The following is a 26,842-nucleotide window of genomic DNA, read 5'->3' as shown; positions in this document are numbered from 1 at the left end:
ATTTATCCCTTTTTATTATAGTAGTTTATCATTTTATCTTAAATTTCATAAAATCTTTGTTAAAATGCCTCTAATAGATGTTTTTCACAGCGTGAAAAAAACGTGAAAAACTTTTTTATTTGGCAAATTAAGGATGTGATGAAAATTTTAGGAATTGATCCCGGAAGTAGGAATTGCGGTTATGCAATCATCGAAAAAACTGCGTTAAAAACGAGTTTGATAGAAGCCGGACTTATAAAAATTAAGCCCGATTTACTTCAGTATCAGATAACGCAGCTTTGCGAGGGACTTGATCTTATCTTTAAAAATCATAAATTCGATGAAGTTGCGATTGAGGATATATTTTTTGCGTATAATCCAAAAACGGTTTTAAAGATGGCTCAGTTTCGCGGTGCGTTAAGTCTTAAAATTCTTCAAATTCACGGAGAATTCGCAGAATACACCCCGCTTCAGGTGAAAAAAGCGGTAACAGGCAAGGCAAAAGCGGATAAGGAGCAAGTTGCCTTTATGGTGAAGAAAATTTTAGGAATTACTAAAGATATAAAACCGCTTGATATAACCGATGCTATTGCGGTTGCATTAACACATGCAAATAATTTGCGGATAAAAAAATAAATTTAAAGGATATAAAATGAGGAAAATTTTAGTTGTTTTAGCTGTTTTTGCATCGATAAATTTATTTGCAAATGAAGTTTCAAAAGATAATGAAATCATCTGTAATTACTCAAATTTAGGCATAGAAACAAAGAAAACTACAAAAGCAAAACAGATTATGGTTAAAGATGTATTGTTTAGCGGTTCAAATTCGCAAAATTTTGGAGTTAAAAAGGACTTAAGACAAACTTGTGAAGTTTTAAACTGCGTGATGGATGATAGCGTAGAAAATAAGCAAGCATTTTTCAAAAATGCAACACTTACGATATTAAATGGCGATGATGAGATATCCAATATGGCGGTTGATTATTTTAGTTCTCGTGAATTTGATTTTGCTAAAAAATTAAGACATGATGCTTTACTTTTAAAATTTGGTTGCGACTATGAACTTATACCTATTGAAACAAGAAATGGCGTGAATAAAGTATTTGTAAAAGCTATCGTCATGTCAAGAGGAAAAGAGATTGGTAAAATAGAAATAAACGGCAGAGTCCTTGCTATAAGAGGTAAATTTGGCATGGTGCAAGACATGCAGGTTTATAATCTAAAATTAAAAGAGATAAAAGAGTAAAATTTAGTCGCGTGACATCAAAACCACGCGAATTTTTAATGTTCACTGTTTGCGATGTGATTTTCAAAAATAAATCTATGCTCATCGGGCAATGCGCCGTAAATTTTATGAGCGAGATCTCGGATCTCCCAAAGAGCGGATTTTGAGCTTCTAAGCGAGAGGAAATTTTGAAGGCTTCTAGCGTTTACGCTCCAAGTAAGTTCGGTTTTATAGCACTCAGGCAGGCAGTATTTAACTATATCAAGGCTCGTTGTAGTCGTAGCTAAAATTTCGCGCAGATTATCAAGCGCTTTTATGCTTGTGTTATCAATTAGCTCGTTACCCGTTAGTATGATGTATCTGCTTGCGTTTTCAAAGTCGCCTAACTCAAATTTCGCCTCGTTTCTAAGCTCTTTTAGTGTGTAACGGGTTGATTTTACGCTTAAGCTTGCTATGCGGTGACGAGCTAGTTCTTGAAGCAGTGCGCGCGAAATTCCTTGGATGTAAAAGTTATAATAAAGATGCTCAAGCGTGCTTGCGTGCTTGTATTTGTTGCCCACTCGATCAATCAGCTCGATATCTTTTTCACCTCCATTATCACCCTTGTCAAAGCTTTGCCAACACGTGCGAATCGCGTGCGAGCAGATATTAAGAGGAGTGAAATTTAGAAGTGTTACTTGCATTTTAGCTCTTTATTTATGAAATTTAATCTCGTAAATTTAGCTAAAATTTTTATGAAATTCAAGTCAGATCAGGGGCGTTGTATAGCCCCTATAATAGTAGATAATTAATTTTTAAGTTGCAAGAGTGTATTTAGCATCTCGTTGCTTGTAGTTATTGTCTTTGAGTTAGCTTGAAATCCGCGTTGAACGACGATTAGCTGAGTTAGCGAGCGACTTAGATCGACGTTACTCATCTCTAGGCTTGAGGCTGAAATTTTACCGCGTCCAGAGGTATTAGCAGCACCTATTATCGGATCTCCAGAGTTTGCAGTCATTGCAAATAAGTTACCGCCTTCGCTTGTTAGACCTTCATTGTTTGTAAATTTAGCTACCGCAACTTGCGCAAGTCCCAAGCTTCTACCGTTTGTAAAAGTGCCTACAAGCGTGCCTGACTCATCTATTCTAAGTCCGTTTAGTTCGCCACCTGTATAACCGTCTTGGCTGATATTTGCAGTTGCTGAGTCGTTATCATAGCTTGTCATTCCGGTAAAGCCCATTGTATCGCCTAAATTTAGCTCTATATGCTGACCTGCTGAAGAGCCGTTAGCCGCACCAAATGTAATGCTAGCAGGGCTATATGTGCCAAGCGAACCGTCAGCGTTAAATCTAATGTATCCTGTTATTACATTTTCAGGTTTGCCGTCGAAATTTATCTTATTTGGCTCTGCAACTTGGATTATCATCGTCCATTCTGTTCCGTTATTTTCAGTGTAAGCACGTTTCGTAAAATCAATCTTTACGTTGTGTTTAGCACCTAAACTATCGAATACATCTATGCTTGAGCTGTGGCTTGCCATATGCAGGCTATCTGTTACACGCTTTGATTCACCTGTGCTTAGTGAGCCTGCCAAAACGGCCATAGAGGCTTTAAATTTAACGTTTTCAGTTATATTATTCTTAGCATTGCTTAAGCCTGTAATAGTTAGATACATATGGTGGTCGTTGTCGGCATTATCATTATTTGCAGCAACTGCTGGCGGAACTGGTGGTGCAGGTGGTGCTGGCTGAGGTGGAGTGGTTGTGTCCACAGTATCTCCGTCATCACTATTAAAAGCATCGCCTTTTGGATTTTTTATCTGAAATTGACCGTATTCGTTTACGGTTACTTCTACACCGTCATTTTTATTTTGAGCTCTTGCGGCCAAAAATGCGGCTTCATTCGGCACTCCTGCAGCGCCGTTTCCTACGACTGTTCCGGTGTAGTTTATCCAAAGTCTTGCATCTTTTTGCATAGCTTCGCGCAGATCTTCAGTGCTTGTTACTTTTCTTTCGGTAGCGTCATTATAAGTGTGTGCCGCACTTGTTCTAGTCTTGCTATATGTGTATTGATAGGCTGTAATGATATTCGTTGTAACAAAATCATTTCCTATTGTGTTCCCACCATTTACAGTCATTTTTATATTTTTATTATCTGCTGACGTACCAAGATTATTTCTATTGGTTAATACAAGTTGGTTTCCGTTGGTTACACTTGCCTCTACGCCTGTTTTATTATATTTTTCATTGATTGCAGCTGCAAGTTGGCTTATGTTTAAAATATTTCCCAGTCTAATGTTTTCACCATTTAGCTTAATATCTAAGGTTCTAGCCGCAGGAAAATTGCCAAGCGGGTCAGCACCTACATTTAAAGCCTTTGTTTTGGCGTCTGCATAGCTTACCCAAACTCCTTGACCTTCTCTTAAATTATAAGCATCACCATCATTATTAAATAAAACTCCAAGATCAGCTCCACGCTCTTTTAATCTTTGTTCTCCATTTTTAGTCGTAAAAAACTGATTTTCGCCGATGTTATTTTCATCATGAATTTCATCGTCTGTTTTAGTTCCGTTAAACGGAGCTTTTTCAACCCAGCGACTGTATTGATCAAGTTGGTAGATAGGAATTTTTTTCGTCCCTACGTCATCGCCGCTATCAAGGTTAGCTTTTAATGCTATTTCGGTAGTAGCGCGAGCAGGAGTAGTAAGTCCCGGTGGAATGATTATATTTTCTATAGGTCTTGTTGGATCTATCTCCCCTGTTGTTTCATCTCTCATCCAGCCTTGAACTATGTGTCCGCCGTTATCTACGAAATTTCCTACACTATCACGAGAAAAATCGCCGTTTCTAGTATAAAGACGAGTTTTTCCACTATCTGGGCTAACTATAAAAAATCCATCGCCTTGAAGGGCAATATCGGTCTGTTTATCTGTAGTTTGAAGCGAGCCTTGCTTGAAAATTTTTGTAGTAGTATTAACCTGTGTTCCAAGGCCTACTTGCATAGAGTTTAAGCCACCGTGTTTATTTTGAGGAGCGGTAGATACGCGAGAAGTTTGATATATAAGATCATCAAAATTTGCTCTACTATATTTAAAACCTATGGTGTTTACGTTTGCTATGTTATTACCTTCGACATCCATTGCTATTTGGTGAGCCTGAAGTCCCGTAACTCCAGACCAAAGAGATCTCATCATAATCTTATCCTTTTATGCAATTTTTAAAAGATAAAAGCAAAAGATGTTCCAAAATATATAAATCAAGTAGAGAATAGTAATTAAATTTATAGCCTACCAGTCAAGTATAGCAGGCTATAAAATTATAGGGATTATAATATCATTGCTCCTATAATACCACCTATTATAAGTGGAATATTAAAGAAAATAAATGTCGGCACGCAAGTATCGTAGATATGGTTGTGCTGTCCGTCGGCATTTAGACCTGCTGTTGGTCCGAGTGTGCTATCACTTGCAGGGCTTCCAGCATCCCCAAGTGCCGCAGCAATACCAACTAAAAGAATAATAGCCGGAAATGAAAATCCTAAAGATATAGAAAGCGGAACATAGATCGCAGCTATAATAGGTATGGTGCCAAAGCTAGTTCCTATGCCCATAGTTACAAGTAGTCCTATGGTTAGCATCATTATAGCTCCTCCGATTTTACCGCCTGCGATACTGCTAGCAAAATTTACAAGCTGTTCGATACCGCCACTCTCTCTTAAAACAGATCCAAAACCAGCCGCAACAAGCATAATAAATGCGATAAAGCCCATCATAGCTAAACCACTATCCATAACTTTGTCTATCTTGTTATACTCTATGCCACCAAAAGCCACCATAACAAGAAGTCCCAAAAGTGCTCCAAGAGGCATACTTGATGTGTAAATTTGCACTATAAATGCCACTACAGCGCCTCCTAAGACAGCCCACTCTTTCTTTGTCATTTTTAGGCTTTTAGCTAATTCCGCTTCTTGCATCTCTAAATTTTCAAAGTTTGTATGCTTATATTCTCTTTTTTTAGAATAAAAGATAGAGATTGCCAAAAATAGGCCTACTAACATTGAAAATCCGCCTATCCACATTACACTTTGAATATCTGAAATTTCTACATTTACGCCATTATTTGCAAGTTCTTTTTTTATAATACCGTGAAAAATAAGTCCAAAACCTACGCTAAGACTTACATAAGGTGCTTTTAAACCAAATGTCAGAGCTGTTGCTATAGCGCGTCTATCTATATTTAATTTATTCATAAGAGGTAAAAGTGGTGGAATAAGTATAGGTATAAATGCTATGTGAACCGGGATTAAATTTTGAGAAAAACACGCTATTGCAGCAATTATTAATGAAAAATATGCACGAGTGCTGCTTAAAATTTTAGTTATACTGTTTATTAAAATTGCCGTTAAATTCGTATTTGCGATAGCAGCTGCAAGAGCTCCTAGTAAAATATAGCTAAGAGAAGTTTCCAAATTTCCTTTCATGCCGGTAATGAGAGTAGAGGTAGTAGCCGTAAGGGCATCAAAAAATGCACTAAAGCTAGCAAATCCATTATGATACATTAAACCTGCGACAAGCGCTGAAACCAGAATTGATAATAATACATTAAAACGAAGTAAACAAAGCACAGTCATAATAATGATGCTTATAACAACGGGATTAGAAAGCATAAAATTTCCTTATTATTGATGGATAATCAGGTATTATACCTCTATTTATCTTAAATTTATAAATTATTAAGCTTGATTTTGAAATAAATTTGAACAATAATTTATGTAAAAAAACATATTTCAAGCAAGGCAATATTATTTTATACCTAATATAATAAAATAATTGATAAAATCTCTAAAATTTTATTAAAAGGAAAGACATGAGAAGCGATATCATAAAAAAGGGATACACAAGAGCGCCTCATCGCTCGCTTTTACGCGCTACAGGGCTTAAAGACGAGGACTTTGATAAGCCGTTTATCGGCATCGCAAACAGCTTTATCGAGATAATTCCCGGGCATTTTTTCCTAAATCGCTACTCTGAAATTTTAAAAGACGAAATTCGTAAAAACGGCTGTGTGCCGTTTGAATTTAACTGCATAGGCGTAGATGACGGTATCGCGATGGGGCATGGCGGTATGCTTTATAGCTTGCCAAGCCGCGAGATCATAGCAAATTCGGTTGAAACGGTTATGAATGCGCACGCACTTGACGCACTTGTTTGTATGCCAAACTGCGACAAGATCGTGCCGGGGATGGTTATGGGCGCACTTAGAGTAAATGTGCCGACCGTCTTTGTAAGCGGCGGTCCGATGAAAAAGGGCTATACAAAAGACGGTAGGCCGATTGATCTTGCTACGGCGTTTGAAGCTGTAGGTAAATTTGAAACCAAAGAGATAAGCGAAGCCGAGCTAAAAGATATCGAGTGCAACGCCTGTCCAAGCGGGGGAAGTTGCTCGGGAATGTTTACTGCAAATTCGATGAATACGCTTTGCGAGGCGATGGGCATAGCTCTAAGCGGCAACGGCACGATACTAGCACTTACACCTGAACGTGAGGAACTTGTGAGAAAAGCGGCGCGTAGAATTTGCGAGATCGCGCTTGATGAGAGATTTAAGATACGCAATATCCTAAACGCAAAGGCCGTTAGAAACGCACTTGTAGTTGATATGGCGATGGGCGGAAGCAGCAATACCGTGCTTCATATGCTAGCTATCGCGCGTGAGGCGGGAGTGGATCTGCAAATTTCAGAGTTAAATGAAATAAGCTCAAACATCGCTCACATAGCCAAGATAAGCCCAAGTTTGCCAAACGTGCACATGGAAGATATCGGGCGAGCGGGCGGAATGAACGCGGTTATAAAAGAAATTTCACGCCGCGATAACGGAATGCTTCATTTAGAAAATTTAACCGTTTCGGGTGAAACTCTGGGCGAACGAGTCGGTGCTAGCGAGATAAAAGATGAAAGCGTGATCCATAAAGTCGAAAATGCTTATTCGCAGGTTGGCGGACTGGCGATTTTGTTTGGAAATTTAGCCGAGCAAGGATGTGTCATCAAGACTGCAGGCATCGTGGGAGAGCGTAAATTTAGCGGTAAAGCGGTCTGCTTTAACTCTCAAGATGAGGCGATAGAGGGAATTTCAAGCGGCAAGGTAAACAAGGGCGACGTGGTAGTTATCCGCTATGAAGGTCCGCGCGGAGGTCCCGGAATGCAAGAGATGCTAAGCCCTACTAGCCTAATCATGGGTCGCGGACTTGGTGCGGATGTGGCGCTGATAACTGACGGACGCTTTAGCGGTGCGACAAGAGGATTAAGTATCGGACACGTAAGCCCCGAAGCGGCTGAAGGCGGTATGATAGGACTGCTTGAAGATGGCGACATAATCGATATAGATGTCGATACTTATAGTATAAATGTGCGCTTAGATGAGGCTGAAATTTCAGCTCGCAAGGCGAAATTTACGCCGCTTGAAAAGGAGCTAAATTCTCGCTGGCTAAGACAATATCGCAAGCTTGTGACAAATGCGAGCAGTGGCGCGATTTTGGAAGCTTAAATTTCGGAGTTATATATGAAAAAAATCATAGTATTTTTAAGCTTTTTAGCAGTTCTTTTAGCAGATGAATGTATTGATGCAAATAGTTGTTTTGAAGAGGGTAGCAAGGCGGCATTTACCGGAGATTATATGCTGTCTAATAAATTTTATAAAAAAGCTTGCGAAATGGGGCATCAGGGTGCTTGCGAAAGAATGAAAGAGTATGATGACAAAAAAGAGGCGATAAATATGCAAGTCTCTGCTGAGCAGTTTAATATAGTTAAAAAATCCTGTGAAGGCGGAGATGTAAAACAGTGTGAGAGTCTGGCTACATTTTATATGTCTGGGAAAGGAACAAAACAAGATTATAAATCTGCTTACGAGATAGCTAAGAGTTGGTGCGATAAGGGAGAGACGAAATTTTGTACTCTTGCAGGAATGCTTAATGATGATGGAGTTCTTGGTGAGGCTAATTATCAAGAGGCTATGAAGTATTATGAAAAGGCTTGTGAAAAGCTAGATGCTCAAGCTTGTACAAATTTAGGTCTTATTTATATCTCTGGGCGTGGTGTGAGCGCCGATATGAATCTTGGAGTATCTTATGTCAACAAAGGCTGCGAGAATGGCGATGTAAATGGCTGTGTGGTGCTTGGGGAATTTTACTTCAAAAATAAAGATTATGAAAAAGCCAAGCCGTATCTAAAGGCTACTTGCGAGAATGGAAACGGCGTTTCTTGCATGTATATGGGCATAGCCTTGATGCCAAAGGATTTTAGGGGTCAAATAAGCGTAGAGGCCGCTGCATACTTCGATAGAGCTTGTAAGCTAGGTATTAAAGAGGGGTGTTTGTAAATTAGCATTTGTTAGTTAAAATTTATAGGCGAAACTTAACGCCTATAAATTTGATTATAAGATATTATTTTAATTGCTCTTCTTTTCTTCTTCTAAATTTTCAAAGTATCTTTCAGGGTATTTTTCAACCTGATTTACATTTAAAAGTACGAATTTGTAGCTCAAAAAAAGAGCAAGTATCCAAAGAAAAAAGAAAATAATTGCAGTTGTCATATTTGTTCCTTAGTATGCGTGGTGATCGTTTTTGATCTCATCTTGAGTGATTTTGCGACTATCTATAGCTCTCCAAACCACAAAGATATATGCCAATACAAATGGCACAATAAGACTTACGTAAGCCATCACTCCAAGAGTGTAGTGGCTAGAGCTTGCATTCTTTATAGTTAGCGAGCTTTGCAAATTTGAAAAAGACGGATAAAAGGCCGTATTATTTAACCCCGCTATCAAAAATAGCCCCATTACTACAAAAACGACTCCGACTCCGTAAGGAACTACTCCGTAAGTGCTTTTAGTAAATGCACCTTTGTAAATTCCATACAGCACAAGTCCAAGCCCGACTAATATTATAAGAGTAACGATTGGCATTTTTACTAAATTTAGCGCATATTTAAAGCCTACCAAACTTACTACTCCCTCTGCATCATATTCAAAGCCTGTTTTTGTAAATATCCAGATTATAAACATTAAGAAAAATGGTAGGAACAAAATAGTATTTTTTAGAACAGCTTTTCTGGCTTTTGCTCTAAAATTTTCATCCGAGATATTATTGATTAGATATAAAGCCCCGCCTACGCGAGATAGGAAAAACATCGCAATTCCAAGGGGATAGAGTAGGGGATTGGCAAGTGCCTCAAGACCTCTATATGGAGTTTTCCACTCCACGAAGTTATGCTCGCCTAGTGCAAAGTCGCTTCCTGAAAAAAATGTACTAACGGCCATTCCTATTAAAATAACTCCAAGCGAGCCGTTTATATAAAGAAAAATTTCATAAGTTTTTTGACCTAAAAAATTGTCCGGTTTTTTTCTATACTCGTAACTAACGGCTTGCAAAATAAAGCAAAATAAAATTGCCAGCCACACCCAATACGCCCCACCAAAGCTAGTAGCATAAAAAAGTGGAAATGCAGCAAAGCATGCTCCTCCGAACATGACAAGGGTAGTAAATGTAAGCTCCCATTTGCGACCCACGGAATTTATTATCATGTCTTTTTCTATTTCGCTCTTTGGTAATCCAAATATAAGTGTTTGCCCGCCCTGAACAAACATCATAAACACCAAAAGCCCGCCTAGCAAGCTAACTATAACCCACCAATAAATTTGAAGTATTTCGTGTGATAAACTAAGCATGGCTTTCAAATCCTATCTTTATTTGTTTTAACATTATTTTTATCTCGGCTATCAATAGTGCCGTGAAAAGTATCGCAAATAGCGTAAATGAGATTTTGACATTTACACTACCTAAATTTGTAGCACCTACGCCTACCGTCATCAGATCTTGTATAGCCCACGGTTGACGCCCGACTTCGGCTACTATCCATCCAGCTTCTGCTGCGATATACCCAAGAGGAATAGTCCACACGCATATCCAAAGGAGCTTTTTAAAGCTTTCGATATTATTTGCCATGCATAGATACATAACTACGAAAAATAGAGCTATGAAATATGTTCCAAGCATAACCATAATTCTAAAGCTGTAAAAGGTCAATGCCACAGGAGGCACAGCGTCTGTCGGTTTTTCTAGATATCCGTAACCTAAGAAATTCATATTGGTTTCAAGAAGATTTTGCGCTTTCGCCATAGCTTCTTTATCACCTGTCTTTTTAGCCTCTTGATATGTTCTTAGTGCGTCTACGGCGATCTTACCCTTTGCCATCTTGCTACTTACGCTCTCTATATTACGCTTTTCATTTCCAAAAACTAAGTCGTCAATACCGGGAATAAAAGCGTTTATATCTCTTTTCCCTATAAGTGAGAGCAGATAAGGTATCTCTATATCAAACATAAAAGAACCTTGTCCATCTCCATGCTTTTTATCCGGTTTAAGTACGCCAAACATCACAAGTCCTTGTCTGCTATCTCCCTCGTAAAGTCCTTCCATGGCCGCAAGCTTCATCGGTTGAGTTCTGGTTACTTGAAATCCGCTCTCGTCACCGCTAAATAGCAAGAATAAAGAAGTTACAAGGCCAAAGCTCGCTGCTACTATCATGCTTTTTTTAGCCATTATAATATGTCTTCCTTTTAGGATAAACCAGGCTGAAATTCCTATCACAAATAGAGCCGAGATAACATATCCGCTTGTTACTGTGTGTAAAAATTTAATAATTCCAACAGGACTTAATGCCACTTCAAAGAAGTTTTGCATCTCCATTCTTGCGGTGTCCGGATTAAATTTCATACCTATTGGATACTGCATCCAGCCGTTTGCTATCAAAATCCAAAGTGCGCTTAAATTTGATCCTATAGCCACAAGCCATGTTGAGATTAGGTGAAATTTTTTGCTAACTTTATCCCAGCCAAAGAACATAACCGCAAAAAATGTACTTTCAAGGAAGAATGCCAAAAGTCCTTCTATAGCAAGCGGTGCACCGAATATATCGCCTACGAACCAGCTATAGTTCGCCCAGTTTGTACCGAATTCAAACTCCATGATGATACCAGTCGCAACACCTATTGCAAAATTTATTGCAAAAAGTTTAAGCCAAAATTTAGTTATATGTTTCCACTGCTCATTTCCGGTTTTGACATAAATACTCTCCATAATAGCTATGATAAAGCTAAGTCCTAATGTCAGAGGAACGAACAGGAAGTGATAGATAGCGGTTAATGCAAACTGCGCTCTAGACCAATCGACAGATGCTAATTCGGACATTTTATTCCTTTGTTAAATTTAATATAACGAAGTCAGCCTTTTCTTCGTTTGTATTAAATTTTGTATTTAAATTTTCATCAAAGATAAAGACTTTAAGTATCCCAAACATTATTACAAGTTTTATCGCTATAAGAAGCCATAAACTCTTGCCAAGCCTCATATTCCTAAAGCCTTCTATATATAGTTCGGATATGTTTTTAAGGTATTTTTTAATCATAATATTAGATTCTATAATAAATTAACTTAAAAAATAATTTTAAATTTTAATTCAAAATCAAATTATAAGCTCTCAACCAATTATAAATTTTAAAAAGCTATAATTTGTCATTAAAATAAAAATTTAGAGGAAATTTAATGGATGAGGTAAATAAAAAAGCTCAAGATTCTCAAACCAAGTATATTTTTATAACTGGTGGCGTTTTGAGTTCTCTTGGAAAGGGTATTGCGGCGGCAAGTATTGCAACCTTGCTTAAAAATACGGGATTAAAAGTAAGTATGCTCAAAGCGGATCCTTATATCAACGTAGATCCCGGCACTATGAGCCCTCTTGAGCATGGAGAGGTTTTCGTAACTGATGACGGTGCAGAGACCGATCTTGATCTGGGCCATTATGAGAGATTTTTGGATAAGAGTCTTAGTCAGGATAATAGCTTTACTACCGGTAGAGTATATAGCTCGGTTATCGAAAAAGAGCGCAGAGGCGATTATAAGGGCAAAACTATTCAAGTCATCCCTCATATCGTGGGTGAAATTGTAGAACGTATCAAAAAGGCTGGCAGAGGACAAGATATCTTAATAGTAGAGATCGGCGGAACCGTAGGAGATATAGAAGGACTACCTTTTTTAGAGGCGATTCGAGCTCTACGTATAGAAGCGGGCAGAAAGAATGCGATGAATATTCATCTAACTCTTGTGCCTTTTATTAAAGTTGCGGGAGAGCTTAAAACCAAACCTACTCAGCATAGCGTAGGAGAGCTAAGGCGTATAGGAATAAGTCCTGATATGATAATTTGCAGAAGCGAGCAGCCTTTAAATCGTGATCTTAAAGACAAAATTGCTTCAAGCTGCGGGGTCGAGAGAAATTGTGTCATAGAAAGTCTTGATGCGCTTAGTATATATCAGGTACCATTAGCGTTTTTAAAGCAAGATATTTTAACTCCGATTGCCGAACTTTTAGAGCTTGGAGACCTAAGAGTCAATATGGAGACATGGGATAGTTTGGTAAAGCGAATAATAGCACCTACCAAAGAGACTACTATAGCCTTTGTGGGCAAATATGTAGATCTTAAAGAGAGTTATAAGAGTCTTACCGAGAGCATTATCCATGCGGGTGCAAATTTAGACACTAGAGTAAATTTAAAATGGATAGATAGCGAAAAAATAGAGTCTGAAAATGTCGATGAGCTATTAAGGGATGTCGATGGAGTATTGGTTGCCGGAGGATTTGGCGAACGCGGTATAAGCGGCAAGATAGAGGCTATTAAATTTGCTCGCGAGCATAAAATTCCATACCTTGGAATTTGCCTTGGCATGCAGCTTGCAATGATAGAATTTGCTAAAAACGTGCTTCATTTAGAAGATGCAAATTCGGTCGAATTTAATCAAGAGTGTACAAATCCTATAATCTACCTTATCGATAGCTTTATCGATGCAAATGGAGAAAAGCAGATTAGGACCTATCAGACCCCAATAGGCGGCACTATGAGGCTTGGGGCTTATACTTGCGATATTAAGCCAAATTCGCTTTTGAGTAAAATTTATTCAGGCTCAAAACAAGTAAAAGAGCGTCATCGACATCGCTACGAGGCAAATCCTAAATATAGGGCGGAGTTTGAAGGTGCTGGAATGATAGTAAGTGGTGAGAGCGAGGGGCTAATAGAGGCTATAGAACTAAACTCGCATCCATGGTTTTTAGGCGTACAGTTTCACCCGGAGTTTACATCTCGCCTTGTAAAACCAAATCCCGTGATTTTAAGTTTTATTGATGCGTCAATAAAAAATCATGTTGAGTAAGAGTGATATTAGGGAATTACTGAATCAAAGATTTAGCAAGGATTTGCACAAAAGGCTTTCAGAAATTCCCATGCCCTGCATGCTTAAAGATATTTACAAGGGCGCAAATCGCATAAAAGAGGCGATTGAAAATAGAGAGAAAATTGTCATAGTGGGTGACTATGATGTGGATGGTGTAGTTTCTAGTGTAATAATGGCCGAGTTTTTCGATGATTTAGGAGTAAGCGATTATTTTGTGCGTATTCCAAATCGATTTAGCGACGGATATGGATTAAACGGTCAAATTGTCGAAGAACTAAAAGACGTAAATCTTATTATTACAGTAGATAACGGAATATCGGCAAATGAAGCTGCTGAAATTTGTAAAAAACGTGGAATCGATCTTATTATAACAGATCATCATATGCCGCCTGAGGTTTTACCTGAGGCTTATGCGATAATTAATCCAAAGCAGAAGGATTGCACCTTCCCTAATATAGAAATTTGCGGTGCGCAAGTGGCTTGGTATATGGTAGGTGCGCTAAAAGATGTGTTAAAAATAGAGTATGATATGGCCAAATTTTTAGATCTTTTAGCTATCGCGATAATTGCTGATATGATGGAGCTTAGGGATATGAACCGTATGCTTGTGCGTCTTGGAGTTAATAAATTAAATAGCTCTGATCGTGCCGCATTTACCGCTATTAAGCAATTTTACGGGAAAGAGAAATTTGAGTGCGATGATATAAGTTTTTTAATAGCTCCGCTTATAAATGCATCAGGTAGAATGGATGATGCGATAAATTCTTTTAATTTTTTGCATACAAAAAACATAGATAAGGCAAATGATTATCTTGACATGATAGTTGAATTTAATAATTCTAGAAAAGAGGAGGAGCGCACACTCTATGAGAGTTCTCTAAAGGATGTTAGCCATGAGGACCGCATCATAGTAACATGGGGTAAGGATTGGCATGAGGGTGTTATAGGTATCGTCGCAAGTCGTCTTGCTAAGCACTTTAAAAGACCTGCTATAGTATTTAGCATAGATGAAAATCGTGCAAAGGGTAGTGCAAGAAGTGTCGGAAAGCTCGATATTTTATCTTTAATAGCTCAGCACGAGAACTTGCTTGACGGATATGGCGGTCACAAAGGTGCAGCAGGTATCGTTATAGATCCAAATAATCTAGAAGCTTTTAAAATGGCTATAAATCAAACTTGTTTTTTGATGGATATACATGAATTTATAAATTCTGATGAACTTTTAGGTGAGATAGATGCAAACGAGATTGATTTCGAGTTGCTTGAAATTTTAGAGTATTTTGAGCCTTACGGACAAAAAAATCCTCGTCCTTTATTTAGACTAAATGGAGTTTTAGTAAAAAATCATAAGCTAATAGGTAGAGAGCAAAATCACCTTAAGCTTATATTGCAAAAAGATAACAAATGTCTTGAGGCATTGTTTTTTAACTTTACCAGACACCCCCATATAGGTGATAATATCGATATAGTGGTATCCATATCCAAAAATTCTTTTAGAGGGCTTGTGACACCTCAGCTTTTAGTAAAAGAGATTGTTTAGATTAAGTAAATTTAATAAAGGATAAGAGATTAAAAAATATATTTTTGTTTTATCTGCTATATTTTTGAGTATTTCCAATTTATTTGCATCTTGCGAAAGTGGACAGATGAAAGAGCTTATAAAGATATTAAATAAAAATACTCCTCAAAAAATAGATCATCTAACCACTTTTACTCGCGCTATTTGCGAGAGCGGGAATATTGTTTTTATTAATGAATTAAACAATACAGAGGGAATTAAGTTTGATAAATTTGATAAAACCCAAATTCCTATTTTTAAAAATATTCAACATAGAGTGCTTAAGAGTCTTTATTGTGATTCATTAGCGGAGCTTCATGAGCTTACAAGCAGTATAATTTGGAGATATAATTTAGCCGATAAAAAATTCACAGAATTTGAGTTTAAGAAATCTGATTGTAAAAGGTAAAATTTAAAAATTTTACCTTTTTGTTTATATATTTTCGTTATCTACTTGAGCGCGTATTTTATTTACAAATTCATCTGGTTGTCTTATATTTTCGGCCTCACTTGCTCCTAGCGGTTTAAGTGCTATATGGACATTTTTTATTATTTTTTAATCTCAAGAGATTTTTTTATGCAGGTTTGCGGATCTCCTATTATCCCATTTTTAAAGAATTTTTCTCCGTCAAAGAAGTAATCTCTCTCCTTGATAACATCTTCGTATTTTGATCTGTCGAAATTAGGGGATTTATTAAAAGAAGATGCTGCACGCATAGATTTTACAAAATGATCTATCGCAGGAATCGCTCTTTTATTAGCTTCCTCGTCGGTGTCAGCTGTATAAAATGTCCTAAGTAACACAACCTCAGGATCAAATCCTGCAATCTCTTTATATCTATTCACTACGCTTTGACACTCATCAAGATCTATTCCTTGAGATAGCATTAGTCCCCATCCTCTATTAGCTGCAAAATAAATTGTTTCTTTTGAGGCAAAAGTAGCTATATAGGTTGGAATTTTATTTTGTAATGGTTTTGGCTCTATATCCACCTCCGAAAAATTTATGAAATCACCGTTAAAGCTAGCCGGACCCTTTGAATTTAAAAGCAAATTTACAGCCTCGGCACACTCTATTAGTTTTGGTCTTAGATTTTCAGTGATTGTTTTAAAATGCTTAGAATCAGGTGCAAAAGCTCCTTTGGCAAGACCTAAATTTATCCGACCCTCGCTTAAAATATCTAGAGTTGCCACCTCCTCGCTAAGCCTTATGGTATCATAAAATGGTGCCAAGAAACCAGCCATGCCCAGGCGAATTTTAGTTGTCTGAGCAATAGCGTTAGCAAGCAGTAGTGATGGTGAAGGGCATAGACTAAAGTCATTAAAATGATGCTCTGCGAACCAAGCCTCATCTAGACCTATTTTTTCAGCATGTTTGACTAAATTTATCTGCTCTGAAATTGCCTTTTGATAGTTTTTTCAAAATTTTCAAATAGACAAAATATTCCCCATTTCATATCTTACTCCCTACCGCTTAAAAGCGGAACAAATAGACACTCGTCAAATACGCTCTCTTTGATATTTCCGTTTGTATCTTTTTGAAATTTTACTATATACTGTTTGCCGTTTTTCTTTACCGGCGCTACCAAAATACCACCATTTTTTAGCTGATTAAATAAATTTTGTGGCACCTCGTCGGTTGCTGCCGAGAGCATTATCCTATCATATGGCGCGTAACTCTTCCAGCCGTTATTTCCGTCATCATATCTGACATGGATATTGCGAATTTTAATCTTTTCAAAGCGTGCCTTTGCCTCCAGTGCAAGCTTTTCTATGCGCTCTACGCTAAAAACTCTATGGGCTAGATGGGCCAATATGGCTGCTTGATATCCGCTTCCACAACCTACCTCTAGTACATTATCGGCATTTTCTACTTCAAGCGCTAGAGTCATTTTAGCTACCGTAAGCGGAGAGCTTATCCATTGATTACCGCTTATTGGTTGTGCATCCAGCCTGTATGCGTGCGTTCTAACAGGAGCAAATATCTCGCGCGGAGTTTCGCAAATAGCCTTGTATAGTTTTGGAGAAAGATTGACATTATCGGCAATTTCGTCTGCCATATTAGTACATTTTGATTTTTCTAAAGGTGTCATTTTCTATAAAATTCCTAAATTTTCTTTTATTTTTACGATTAAATTTCTATCAAATTTTGCTTTGCTTTTTAATTTTCCATTTGGCATAAAAACGCCAGCAAATTTAAGATCAAGCGAGCTTGAGGCTACCACAAAGCAGTTATTTGCAATAGCAAGTGCTTTGCAAAGGCTTATGTAAGCATCTTTGCGCTCTTTGCCCCACATTGCTGGCACGAATATTATCTCGCACCCTTTTAGCTTAGCCCATAATTCGCTAAATCTAAGTTCAAAGCATATTAATGCGCCAAATTTTATGCCCTGAAAATTAAAAGACTCTATAGTCCTTTCATTTCCTTTGTCAAATTTTTTATCCTCTAAATTTGGTTTAAAAAGCTTGCACTTAGGCTGAGTATAAATAATTTCATCTTGGCTTAAAAAAGTAAATTGATTGTATAGTTTTTGATTTAAATCGCCTGAAATTTTGTCTTCGTTGGCTAGATATGTAAAAGTAAGAAATTTATTTTTCCCAAGTGCTTTTTGCAAATCTTTGATCAAATTTTCATTAAAATTTTTATCAAGTTCTTTAACATCATAGCCACTTATACAAAGTTCACTTGATGATATTACCGAGTTATCAGGAGCGTCTTTTATAAAATTTAGCAGTTCTTCTATGCGCTCCTTGATATTTTTTGTTTGTAGAGATACCGGAAGTAAATTTAAGCCTTCGTTAGAAATCGTCAAAGCTTAAGCTTCCTTTTGAGTAGTTTGTGACTTTACTTTCGAAGAAATTCGCCTTTTGATCATTAAATTGAGCAAAGTCATCGACCCATTTTATAGGGTGTTTGGCATTGTATATTCTATTTAGACCTATAGCCACAAGGCGCTGGTCTATAAGATAGTGGATATATTCTTCAATGATATCGTCTGTAAAGCCCATGATCTGATTTTGAGTGATGTATTTTCCCCATTTTATCTCAAGCTCGCCGGCCTTTTTGAACATTTCATAAATTTTAGTTTCTATTTCAGCAGTAAATAGATCGGGCCTCTCTTTTCTAACAGAATTTATCATATTTTGAAATAGTAAAAGGTGAGTTATCTCATCTCTTTGAATGAAGCGTATCATCTGAGCAGAGCCTAGCATCTTACCCGCTCTTGCTAGAGCATAGATTGCCGTAAATCCGCTATAAAAATAAATTCCCTCTAAAATTTGATTTGCCACCATTGCAAGTAGAAGTTTTTCATCTGTAACTTCTCCTGCAAGCTCTTCATAAACGCTTGAGATATAGTCGTTTTTCTCGCGTAAAACGTCGTCATATTTTTCCATTTCGTAGATGAGATCCGTGTTATCGCAAATTGCCTCTACCATAACCGCATAACTTTTAGAGTGATTCGCCTCCTCGTAAGCTTGGCGAGCTAAGCAAGCGTTAATTTCAGGTGCTGTTATATACGGGTTTATATTATCGGCTAAGTTATTTGTCTGAAAGCTGTCCATAGAGATGAGCTGACTCCATACTAGATCATACATTCTCTTTTCAGCCTGCGTTAGATTGTGTGCATAGTCGCGTACATCGTCTGTCGTATCGACTTCTTTTGGAAACCATGTGTTCGCTTCCATCAGATCCCAAAGCTTAAGCGCCCATTGGTATTTTGCCTTTGTAAAGTTTAAAATACCGTGCGGATTTCCGTTAAATACGCGTCTATCTGTCAATGTTTCATTGGAATTTGGATTATAAATTCTTTTTCTATTCATAAATTTTGCCTTAAATATATAATAATTGAGTATAAATGAATTTTATCTAAAAGTTTTTAAAACCTACTTTATTAATATTATATTATCGTTTTAAATTTATCGCAGTTTTTATTAACTCATCGCTTGTGGTTATGCTTTTTGCGTTTGCATCATAGGCTTTTTGTATGGCTATTATCTCTGTTAGGGCTTGACCTAGATTGACATTTGACATTTCAAGCATGTTGCTTGCTATTTTTGAGCCGTAAGTTGTCTTTCCTTCAGCATCTTTATAAAATATAGCATCTCCAGAGTTCGCGCTTTTTGCATAGACATTATCTCCTAGTTTAGTAAGCCCTTGATCGTTTTGGAAGTGATATAAGGCTAGTTTGGCTACTGAAAATGCTTTACCATTGTTAAAGTTTGCTAGAATATTTCCACTGCTATTTGTGTAATACTCTTTTATAATTCCCTCCATTGTGCCATCTTTTGTTACTGATATGGTTTTTGGGTTTGGAGTGCTTGTGAATCCTAAATATCCCGCAGGAGTTTGTGAGCCAAAGTCTATTTTTAGAGGTGTTTGTCCATTTTGTATTTCACCCAGTGTATTTTCTATTAAAGTTCCTTTGTCGCCAAAGGTTAATTTGCCTTTAGAGCTTGAAATCACACTCTTATCAGGCGCTGTTACTGTAGCTACTGCATCCCATATAGTTGAATTCCCGGTTACTGGAAGTCGTTTTGTAAAATCTATCGTAAGGATATTTTTATCTCCATTTTCAGCATATAGTTCTGTTACAAATTTCTCTTTATTTGCCTTTTCTTGTATTGTAGTAAGAGTGGCCGATATGTTAAGTGGTTTAGTTAGATCAAAAGTTGATGGCAAAAGCTCATCTATCTTCCAGTTTCCGTCTTTGTCAATCGCGCTTATTAGCGTTGTTTTAACTCCGTTTGCATCAGTTAAATTTACTCTTACCATATTTCCTTCTTTTGGTTCAAATATGGTTTCATTTGGAGTTATTTGTCCGCTTAAATTTATTCTTTTATTAGCTTCATCTAAATTGCTTGTATAGCTTTTTTCATCTATTGCGACCTCTACTTGCTCTTTTATACTTTCTGAATTCAGATTTCCTTTATAGGATACGCTTGTAGTGGCTTTAGCTGGCAGGTATAAGAAGTCAGGAAGCTTTATCCTGCCTTGAGAGCTTACATCTCCTAAATCAAGATCTCCAAGTTCACTTAAGGTGTAGGCGTCAAGATATGGTGTTACTGAATTTGTCTTACCGAAAATTTGTAGAGCGTTTTTGCTTGGAGTGGCTTTTGAGAGGGTATTTTGAGTACCCATTACATATCTTCCCTCGTTATCTACCAAATATCCCTCTTTGTCTACGCCGAACGAACCGGCTCTTGTGTAGTATGTCTCTCCATTGCTATCCAAAACCCCGAAAAATCCTTCACCTTGTATAGCCATATCAAGTTTATTATCCGTAGGCATCATTGAGCCTTGTTTGTAAAAGCTAAGAGCCGTCGTAGCGCCTGTAGAACCAAGTCCCACCTGATCTGTTGTTGGATTATTTCCTGCATTGGCGACACTTTGATAAAATATGCTTTTAAACTCCGGAATAGAAGCAGTAAAACCTACGTTATTTATATTAGAGATATTGGTTGCCCATACGTCCATGCCAAAGCTATGAGTTTTAACTCCGCTTACCCCGTTATAAAAACCTCTTATCATGACTTATCCCTCTTTTTTAGTTGGCTCTGTAAATTCTCTAATCTTATCCATTGCTACATATAGGCCGCCGACCTTTATCTGAGCCTCTCCGTTCACAAATTTTATTCCCTCTACAGGATACTTTCCTATGCTAGAATTGTGTTCTTTGCCATTTTTATCCTGATAACTTATCTCCACTCCATAAACTCCGGCTTTTACTTCGTTGCCGGATTGATCCTTACCGTCCCATTCAAACTCCATAATACCAGCTTTGGCATTGCCAAATTCTATCTTTCTGATGATTTGTCCGTCTGTGTTTTTTATTTTTATAGTTCCTGTTTTTCCGTCTGCTTCTAAAAAAGCCATTGAAGTTATAGTAGACATGCCATCTTCTTTGATGATAGAGCTTTCTCCTAAAGTAGCCATCTTGCCAAGAGCTGAAACCGCATACATACTGGTGCTAGCCTTTAGCTGCTCGGCTAGCTTTTTCATCATCTGGTTTGTATTCTCTTGTGTTTCAAGAGTGGCAAGTTGCGATGTTTGAGTTAGCATCTTTTCACTATCCATTGGACTTGTAGGGTCTTGGTATTGAAGTTCGGTTAATAAAAGTTTCATAAAAGCATCCTTATCAAGCTGTGCTCCAGGATTTGTGCCATCAGCTTTGGCTAGAGCCTCAGCCTCTTTTTTCGCCTTTAGTTTATCAACGGTAAATTCGTTTGTAGGTATCTTATTATTTGTGTTTATAGCCATTTTCTATCCTTTATATATATCTTGGCAATACGATTTCAAGCAAAGGCTGTTCCGATATTTCCATATCTTCGTTGCTGTCAAAATTTGACCCTTTGTATGCTCTATTGCCTTGCTCTTTTTTATGGTTTTGATCGCTGAAATTCATCTCAAGCTCCGTAAAGCCCATATTAACTAGACTAGCTTTAAATTCCGCCTGATTTTGCAAAAATAGATTCATAGTCTGGGTTGTAGAGTTAAAGTTTATATGCAGATTGTTTCCGCGATTTACCATCGTTATCTCAACCTCGCCTAAATTTAGTGGATTAAGTGTGATATTAAACCTCATAAACGGTGATTTATAGGCCTCTACCTGCTCTTTTAGAGTGGTATTAAAGTTATCAAAGGTCTGCCTTACAAGCTGTAGATTTTTACTCTGACTTCTGGCATTTTGCATGATCTCGCGCACCATGGAATTTAGCTCGCTTTCGCTATTTGAGCTGCCTTGCTCGCCGCTAGTATCACTCTGCTCTTTTTCAGGATAGAGCAGGGTTTGTAAATTTATCTTGCTTGAGTTTAAATTTTTCTCATCTACTTTTAAATTTTCATTTTTAATAAAATCTGTTTTTACAAGCTCTTTTTGGACATTTTGAGAGACCGCCTCTTTTATAGTTTCATTTGAGGCTACGTTTTTAGCCAAATTTTCATTTGAAGTTTGATTTTGTGGCTGAACACTTTTGTTTATATCTTTAGAAATATCTTGCAACAATTTATTTAGTTTTATCGGTTCATCAATATTTTTTGTAAGCTCAATTGTATCCTCTACTTTTGCTTTTAGCTCCGCATTGAATAGTTGCTTTTGAGGAATTATCGGAGTAAAAAAGCTGTTTTTTGCCAAATTTGGAAATTTTGCATTTAATTCGTTAACCTGTTCTTTTGTGACAGTTATCTTTTCAAGCCCTAAATTTAGCTTTTTGGCTATATGTATAAGCTCTTTTATATTTTTAGCGTTTTTTAGCTCATTTATATTGCTTTCGACAGATAAAACCTTTGCAAGCTGAGTGCTAAAATTTGGAAATTTACTTATTTTTTCTCCACCATTTAACATCTCAAGTATTTGCAAAAGTTGCATAAAAGTAGCGTTTTCAAAAAGCTCTGAAGCCGTATCTTCTCCTAAAATTTCTTTTGCGTTTATAATCTCTTTATTCTGTTTGGTTTGAGTCTTTTTTTGAACGGACATATTTACAGAATTTGCTATATCCTTTAGGTCTTTTTCGCTTAAATTTTCGCCCTTATTGGCCGCAGCCTCAAGAACCATAGATAAAAATTCACCATTGTCTTCGCTATTTTGGCTAGCGTTTGTTTGTTGCTTGATGCCTCCCTTTATACTAGCGTCAAAGGATAGGATATTATTTCCTGCTGCTTGCATAATTATTCCCTTTAGATTTTAACTTCTAAAACATATGCAAAATTTATTCCAAAATTGATTTTAGTATTGTAAAGAATAGTCATAGCGTATGTTTTTATGCTATAAGTTTGGTCTAGCCTTGTATCAATTTAGAATTGATATCTAAGGCAATAAAACAAAATTTTAGTATTTTTTAGATAAAATTGACTCTTATTAGATGAAAACAGATTGGAGATTAGGCTTTGGAAAATATACGAAATATCGCTGTTATAGCTCACGTTGATCACGGCAAAACAACTATGGTGGATGAGCTTTTAAAGCAGTCTGGTACGTTTGGTGAGCATCAAAGTGTAGGCGAGCGTGTGATGGATAGTAATGATATTGAAAGAGAGCGTGGAATTACAATACTTTCAAAAAATACAGCCATAAGATATAAAGGCTCTAAGATAAATATTATCGACACTCCGGGTCACGCTGACTTTGGAGGAGAAGTTGAGCGTGTACTAAAGATGGTTGATGGTGTGCTTTTGCTCGTAGATGCGCAAGAAGGCGTTATGCCTCAGACTAAATTTGTGGTAAAAAAGGCCTTGTCTCTAGGGCTTAGACCGATAGTTGTAGTAAATAAGATAGATAAGCCTGCAGGCGATCCAGACCGCGTAGTAAATGAAATTTTTGATCTTTTTGTAGCGCTTGAAGCAAATGATGAGCAGCTTGAATTTCCTGTAGTGTATGCTGCTGCTAGAAGCGGATATGCAAAGTTAAATTTAAGCGATGAAAATATTAATATGGAGCCGCTTTTTGAAACTATTTTATCTCACGTTCCAGCCCCGACAGGCGATATAAAAAATCCTCTTCAACTCCAAGTTTTTACACTTGATTACGACAACTATGTCGGCAAAATAGGCATTGCGCGTATATTTAACGGCAAAATTTCTAAAAATCAAAATGTTATGCTGGTTAAGGCTGACGGCACAAAATCTACCGGCAGGATTTCAAAGTTAATAGGATTTTTAGGACTTGAAAGACGCGATACAGACGAGGCTCAAGTGGGCGATATCGTAGCTATCGCAGGATTTGACGCTCTTGACGTGGGAGATAGTGTAGTGGATCCAAATTCTCCTATGCCACTTGATCCGCTTCGCATAGAAGAGCCTACTTTAAGCGTGGTATTTAGCGTAAACGATAGTCCTCTAGCAGGCACTGAGGGCAAACACGTAACTTCTAATAAGATTGACGAGAGACTATCTAGCGAGATGAAAACAAATATCGCAATGAAATACGAAAATCAAGGCGAGGGTAAATTCAAAGTTAGTGGACGTGGCGAGCTTCAGATAACGATTTTGGCTGAAAATATGCGTCGTGAAGGATTTGAATTTTGTCTTGGCAGACCCGAAGTTATCGTAAAAGAAATTAACGGCATAAGATGTGAGCCGTTTGAGCTACTTGTGATAGATGTGCCTGATGAATTTAGTGGAACAGTTATCGAAAAACTCGGACGCAGAAAGGCCGAGATGGTCTCTATGCACCCAACGGGCGACGGACAAACCAGAATCGAATTTGAAATCCCTGCACGTGGACTAATCGGCTTTAGAAGTCAATTTTTGACTGACACTAAAGGCGAAGGCATTATGAATCATAGCTTTTTGGAATTCCGTCCGCTAAGTGGAAGTGTGGAGCAAAGAAGCAATGGCGCACTAGTTTCTATGGAAAATGGAGTAACATTGGCTTACAGTCTTTGGAATTTACAAGATAGGGGCGTGATGTTTGTAGATCCTCAAACAAAGGTTTATGTTGGAATGATAATTGGAGAGCACAGTCGTCCAAACGATCTTGATGTAAACCCTATCAAAGGCAAAAATTTAACTAACGTGCGTGCAAGCGGAAGCGATGATGCCATAAAGCTTGTGCCTCCTAGAAAACTAAGCCTTGAGCGTGCGCTTGAGTGGATTGAAGAGGATGAGCTTGTTGAGGTAACTCCTATTAATATCCGTGTACGCAAACGCTATCTTGATCCGACTGTAAGGCGAAGAATGGCAAAATCCAAAGAGTAAAAATTGAAATTTATGCGTCTTAGATTGTGTTTTTAGCCTTTCTTTGACGCATGTTTTTGGCTTTTAAAATAAAACATATTAAAATTCAAAGATTAGAATATATTAAATATATTTTTATTATTTTTTATTACTTTATGAAATATAAGTATTTTTTGTTATAATTTAAATTAGATATTCTAAAGGATGTATAATGGAAATTGTCATAGGGTTCTTAATACTTATCGCACTTTTGGTATTTTATGTAATAAGTATTTACAACTCATTGGTTGCTAAACGAAATCAAGTAGCAAATATCGAAGCCGGTGTTGATACTCAGCTAAAGCGTAGATATGATCTACTTCCAAATTTAGTAGCCGCTGCAAATCAATATTTGATTCATGAAAGAGAGCTTCTGGAAAAGATTACCGAGCTTAGATCTAGGGCTAAAAATGCCACGACACAAAAAGAAAAATTTGATTTAAACGCTAAAATTTCAAATTTACTGCCAAGCGTTAAGCTTATGTTTGAAGCATATCCTGAGCTAAAAGCAAATGAAAATGTGCTCTATTTACAAGAGAGTTTAAATGATGTAGAAGAGCAAATTTCAGCTGCTAGACGTGCGTATAATTCGGCAGTTGAGATATATAATAATGCAGTTGAGATGTTTCCTTCGAATTTAATTGCAAATTCTATGAGCTTTCAAAAAGCTAAATTTTTTGATATTCCTCAGATTGAATCCAAAAATCACAATGTAAGTGAACTGTTTAAACACAGTTAGTAGCCAAACGACTTCGTAATACCATAAATTTTGTTTTTTACTTTGCTTCCGCAGAATTATAATATCTAAAGACATGGGCTAATTAATTTAGCCCATTCTTGTCATCATCTTTAATGCCTATTTTTTCTTTTGTATTTTTTATGAAATTTTCAGCAGCTTTATAGAATTTCTCTCCAAGTTCTTTTGACTTGCTTTTTAAATTTTCTCCTAAATCGCTACTTAAATTTTCCATCTTTTCGCCAGCCTTTTTCTCAAATTCATCTATCTCTTTTTTAAGTGATTCAAGCTTTTTGTTGGCATCAAAATTCTCTTTTAATTTCTCGCTTTTTTCATCAAGCTCGCGTTTTAGCTCTTCAAATTTCATAGTCGCTGTTTTGACAAATTTATTGATATTTTCATTTGTCTTAAGCTCTTCCAGTCTAATATTTAGCTGTTCACTTAGCTCATTTTGAACACGTTTAAATTTCGCATAGTAGCTATCAAGAGAGTCTTCTAAAATATCGTTTATTATGCTTGCTGACGGCTCTTGCGTCTGCGCCATGAGGTCTTTTAGCATCTGGATAAAGTCCTCTTCTATTCCTATTAAATCCTTAACTGAATTTACTAAATTTTGGCTATCCGGAGCAAATTTCATATCGTCTTTAAATTTTTCAATAGATTTTGTAATTCCGTCTTTTGAACCAACTATAGCCCCATATATCAGATCTTTGGCAAACAGATGATCCTCGTTTGCTATTACTGTTGCCGTCTCTATAACGCTTCCTGAAATTTCCAAAAATCTTTGTTTAGTAAAATTTCCCTCATTAATTGCACCGTAAACGATATTTTTAGCTATCTCTGTGCTCGTATCTCTTACATCTTCGCCTTTTTCTATTGTTGTTAAAAAGGCTGTTTCTGTGGTTTCTTTAAGTATTTCAAGCATTTGAAAATCAAGAAACATCGCATCATTTATCTTGTCTATTATTTCGTTTTTGTTTTCAAAATCGCTGTCTTGGATATAGTCCTCGACTGCTTCAAGAGAGCTTTTTATACTATCTTTAATGTCATTTTTTTGATTTAAAATTTGTTTTTCTACCTGCTCTTTTTCGTAAATAAGCCTATATAAAAATTGCTCTTTTGATTCGGTAGAAGCGTCTATGAGTCCATCTATAAGGTTTGATATGCTTTTTGGATTTAGTAAATTTTCACTTTTTAATATTTGGCACATATCTGAAAATGTATGCAAAAGCTCTTGATTTAGCTCCTTTTGACATTTGATATCTTTGAATTTTTTCTTGCCAAGATCGAAAGCAAGCTCTCTAATTAAAACTAAAATTTGAGGATTGTCTTTGTTTTCCGCAATTGTATGTAAAAAAATTTTATTTTGCATAATATCTC

General features: G+C 36.9%; 24 protein-coding genes. 9 read left to right on the top strand and 15 right to left on the bottom strand.

The genetic code is table 11. The features are described 5' to 3' along the window. Window positions 1-138 precede the first annotated feature (138 nt). Together ruvC and CDOMC_RS09865 are read left to right on the top strand one after the other, a co-directional pair. Window positions 139-615, top strand: a complete 477-nt coding sequence (ruvC, locus tag CDOMC_RS09870; RefSeq protein WP_172129602.1) for a crossover junction endodeoxyribonuclease RuvC — start codon at window positions 139-141, stop codon at window positions 613-615. 16 nt (window positions 616-631) lie between these two features. Beyond that, window positions 632-1,225, top strand: coding sequence for a hypothetical protein (locus tag CDOMC_RS09865; protein ID WP_170019573.1), 594 nt, complete (start codon window positions 632-634; stop codon window positions 1,223-1,225). Window positions 1,226-1,260: 35 nt separating this feature from the next. On the opposite strand, the gene thyX is transcribed toward CDOMC_RS09865, so the two are convergent. The 3 genes from thyX to CDOMC_RS09850 all read right to left on the bottom strand — a co-directional run bounded on the left by thyX (window position 1,261) and on the right by CDOMC_RS09850 (window position 5,848). Beyond that, window positions 1,261-1,887, bottom strand: a complete 627-nt coding sequence (gene thyX / locus CDOMC_RS09860; protein WP_172129601.1) for an FAD-dependent thymidylate synthase — start codon at window positions 1,885-1,887, stop codon at window positions 1,261-1,263. 104 nt (window positions 1,888-1,991) lie between these two features. Continuing rightward, entirely contained in the window at window positions 1,992-4,376 is a 2,385-nt protein-coding gene (gene flgE, locus CDOMC_RS09855) for a flagellar hook protein FlgE (RefSeq protein ID WP_172129600.1), read from the bottom strand. Window positions 4,377-4,507: 131 nt separating this feature from the next. Then, entirely contained in the window at window positions 4,508-5,848 is a 1,341-nt protein-coding gene (locus CDOMC_RS09850; RefSeq protein WP_172129599.1) for a Na+/H+ antiporter NhaC family protein, read from the bottom strand. A gap of 200 nt (window positions 5,849-6,048) precedes the next feature. Here CDOMC_RS09850 and ilvD point away from each other — a divergent pair, with 200 nt between their 5' ends. Both ilvD and CDOMC_RS09840 read left to right on the top strand, forming a co-directional pair. Then, entirely contained in the window at window positions 6,049-7,722 is a 1,674-nt protein-coding gene (gene ilvD / locus CDOMC_RS09845; protein WP_172129598.1) for a dihydroxy-acid dehydratase, read from the top strand. Between the two features lie 15 nt (window positions 7,723-7,737). Beyond that, window positions 7,738-8,553 (top strand): tetratricopeptide repeat protein, encoded by an 816-nt coding sequence (locus CDOMC_RS09840; protein ID WP_172129597.1) that lies wholly within the window; start codon window positions 7,738-7,740, stop codon window positions 8,551-8,553. A gap of 69 nt (window positions 8,554-8,622) precedes the next feature. On the opposite strand, the gene CDOMC_RS09835 is transcribed toward CDOMC_RS09840, so the two are convergent. The 4 genes from CDOMC_RS09835 to CDOMC_RS09820 are packed head-to-tail and all read right to left on the bottom strand — an operon-like array spanning window position 8,623 to window position 11,639. Continuing rightward, window positions 8,623-8,766, bottom strand: coding sequence for a hypothetical protein (locus CDOMC_RS09835; protein WP_169975185.1), 144 nt, complete (start codon window positions 8,764-8,766; stop codon window positions 8,623-8,625). A gap of 9 nt (window positions 8,767-8,775) precedes the next feature. After that, window positions 8,776-9,900 (bottom strand): cytochrome d ubiquinol oxidase subunit II, encoded by a 1,125-nt coding sequence (locus CDOMC_RS09830; protein ID WP_172129596.1) that lies wholly within the window; start codon window positions 9,898-9,900, stop codon window positions 8,776-8,778. Next, window positions 9,893-11,422: a cytochrome ubiquinol oxidase subunit I gene (locus CDOMC_RS09825; protein WP_172129595.1), complete on the bottom strand. Its 1,530-nt coding sequence runs from the start codon at window positions 11,420-11,422 to the stop codon at window positions 9,893-9,895. The genes CDOMC_RS09830 and CDOMC_RS09825 overlap by 8 nt, the downstream gene beginning before the upstream one ends. 1 nt (window position 11,423) lies before the next feature. Further along, window positions 11,424-11,639, bottom strand: a complete 216-nt coding sequence (locus CDOMC_RS09820; RefSeq protein ID WP_172129594.1) for a DUF4492 domain-containing protein — start codon at window positions 11,637-11,639, stop codon at window positions 11,424-11,426. A 137-nt stretch (window positions 11,640-11,776) separates the two neighbouring features. Here CDOMC_RS09820 and CDOMC_RS09815 point away from each other — a divergent pair, with 137 nt between their 5' ends. From CDOMC_RS09815 to CDOMC_RS09805, 3 genes are all read left to right on the top strand, one after another. Beyond that, complete coding sequence (locus CDOMC_RS09815; RefSeq protein WP_172129593.1) at window positions 11,777-13,435, top strand: CTP synthase; 1,659 nt, start codon at window positions 11,777-11,779, stop codon at window positions 13,433-13,435. After that, a complete protein-coding gene (gene recJ / locus CDOMC_RS09810) occupies window positions 13,425-14,996 on the top strand; it encodes a single-stranded-DNA-specific exonuclease RecJ (protein ID WP_172129592.1) in 1,572 nt (523 codons plus the stop codon). Before CDOMC_RS09815 ends, recJ begins: the two co-directional genes overlap by 11 nt. Before the next feature lie 106 nt (window positions 14,997-15,102). Beyond that, on the top strand, window positions 15,103-15,423 hold the full coding sequence (locus CDOMC_RS09805; RefSeq protein WP_172129591.1) for a hypothetical protein: 321 nt from the start codon (window positions 15,103-15,105) through the stop codon (window positions 15,421-15,423). A gap of 140 nt (window positions 15,424-15,563) precedes the next feature. Here CDOMC_RS09805 and CDOMC_RS09800 read toward each other — a convergent pair whose 3' ends face one another. The 7 genes from CDOMC_RS09800 to fliK form a co-directional block, all read right to left on the bottom strand. Next, a complete protein-coding gene (locus tag CDOMC_RS09800; RefSeq protein WP_236861384.1) occupies window positions 15,564-16,376 on the bottom strand; it encodes an LLM class flavin-dependent oxidoreductase in 813 nt (270 codons plus the stop codon). A gap of 98 nt (window positions 16,377-16,474) precedes the next feature. Then, window positions 16,475-17,107, bottom strand: a complete 633-nt coding sequence (locus tag CDOMC_RS09795; RefSeq protein ID WP_172129590.1) for a protein-L-isoaspartate(D-aspartate) O-methyltransferase — start codon at window positions 17,105-17,107, stop codon at window positions 16,475-16,477. A gap of 3 nt (window positions 17,108-17,110) precedes the next feature. Continuing rightward, on the bottom strand, window positions 17,111-17,827 hold the full coding sequence (locus CDOMC_RS09790) for a carbon-nitrogen hydrolase family protein (RefSeq protein WP_236861320.1): 717 nt from the start codon (window positions 17,825-17,827) through the stop codon (window positions 17,111-17,113). Next, window positions 17,814-18,836, bottom strand: a complete 1,023-nt coding sequence (locus tag CDOMC_RS09785; protein WP_172129589.1) for a ribonucleotide-diphosphate reductase subunit beta — start codon at window positions 18,834-18,836, stop codon at window positions 17,814-17,816. The genes CDOMC_RS09790 and CDOMC_RS09785 overlap by 14 nt, the downstream gene beginning before the upstream one ends. An 82-nt stretch (window positions 18,837-18,918) precedes the next feature. Beyond that, window positions 18,919-20,544 carry a flagellar hook protein FlgE gene (locus tag CDOMC_RS09780; protein ID WP_172129588.1) on the bottom strand — a complete coding sequence of 542 codons (1,626 nt, stop codon included), beginning with the start codon at window positions 20,542-20,544 and terminating at the stop codon, window positions 18,919-18,921. Window positions 20,545-20,547: 3 nt separating this feature from the next. Next, a complete protein-coding gene (locus tag CDOMC_RS09775; protein WP_172129587.1) occupies window positions 20,548-21,273 on the bottom strand; it encodes a flagellar basal body rod modification protein in 726 nt (241 codons plus the stop codon). Window positions 21,274-21,283: 10 nt separating this feature from the next. Then, window positions 21,284-22,678 carry a flagellar hook-length control protein FliK gene (gene fliK, locus CDOMC_RS09770; protein ID WP_172129586.1) on the bottom strand — a complete coding sequence of 465 codons (1,395 nt, stop codon included), beginning with the start codon at window positions 22,676-22,678 and terminating at the stop codon, window positions 21,284-21,286. Window positions 22,679-22,899: 221 nt separating this feature from the next. On the opposite strand from fliK, the gene typA reads away from it, so the two are divergent. Both typA and CDOMC_RS09760 read left to right on the top strand, forming a co-directional pair. Further along, entirely contained in the window at window positions 22,900-24,708 is a 1,809-nt protein-coding gene (typA, locus tag CDOMC_RS09765; RefSeq protein WP_172129585.1) for a translational GTPase TypA, read from the top strand. 190 nt (window positions 24,709-24,898) lie between these two features. Then, window positions 24,899-25,465 carry a LemA family protein gene (locus CDOMC_RS09760; RefSeq protein WP_172129584.1) on the top strand — a complete coding sequence of 189 codons (567 nt, stop codon included), beginning with the start codon at window positions 24,899-24,901 and terminating at the stop codon, window positions 25,463-25,465. Window positions 25,466-25,547: 82 nt separating this feature from the next. Here CDOMC_RS09760 and CDOMC_RS09755 read toward each other — a convergent pair whose 3' ends face one another. Beyond that, on the bottom strand, window positions 25,548-26,834 hold the full coding sequence (locus CDOMC_RS09755; protein ID WP_172129583.1) for a hypothetical protein: 1,287 nt from the start codon (window positions 26,832-26,834) through the stop codon (window positions 25,548-25,550). Window positions 26,835-26,842 lie beyond the last annotated feature (8 nt).

The sequence above is a fragment of the Campylobacter sp. RM16192 genome (genome assembly GCF_004803855.2).
Taxonomy (GTDB): domain Bacteria; phylum Campylobacterota; class Campylobacteria; order Campylobacterales; family Campylobacteraceae; genus Campylobacter_A.
Note: the sequence above shows the minus strand (reverse complement) of the source record. Positions and strands in the feature narration are given on the sequence as shown.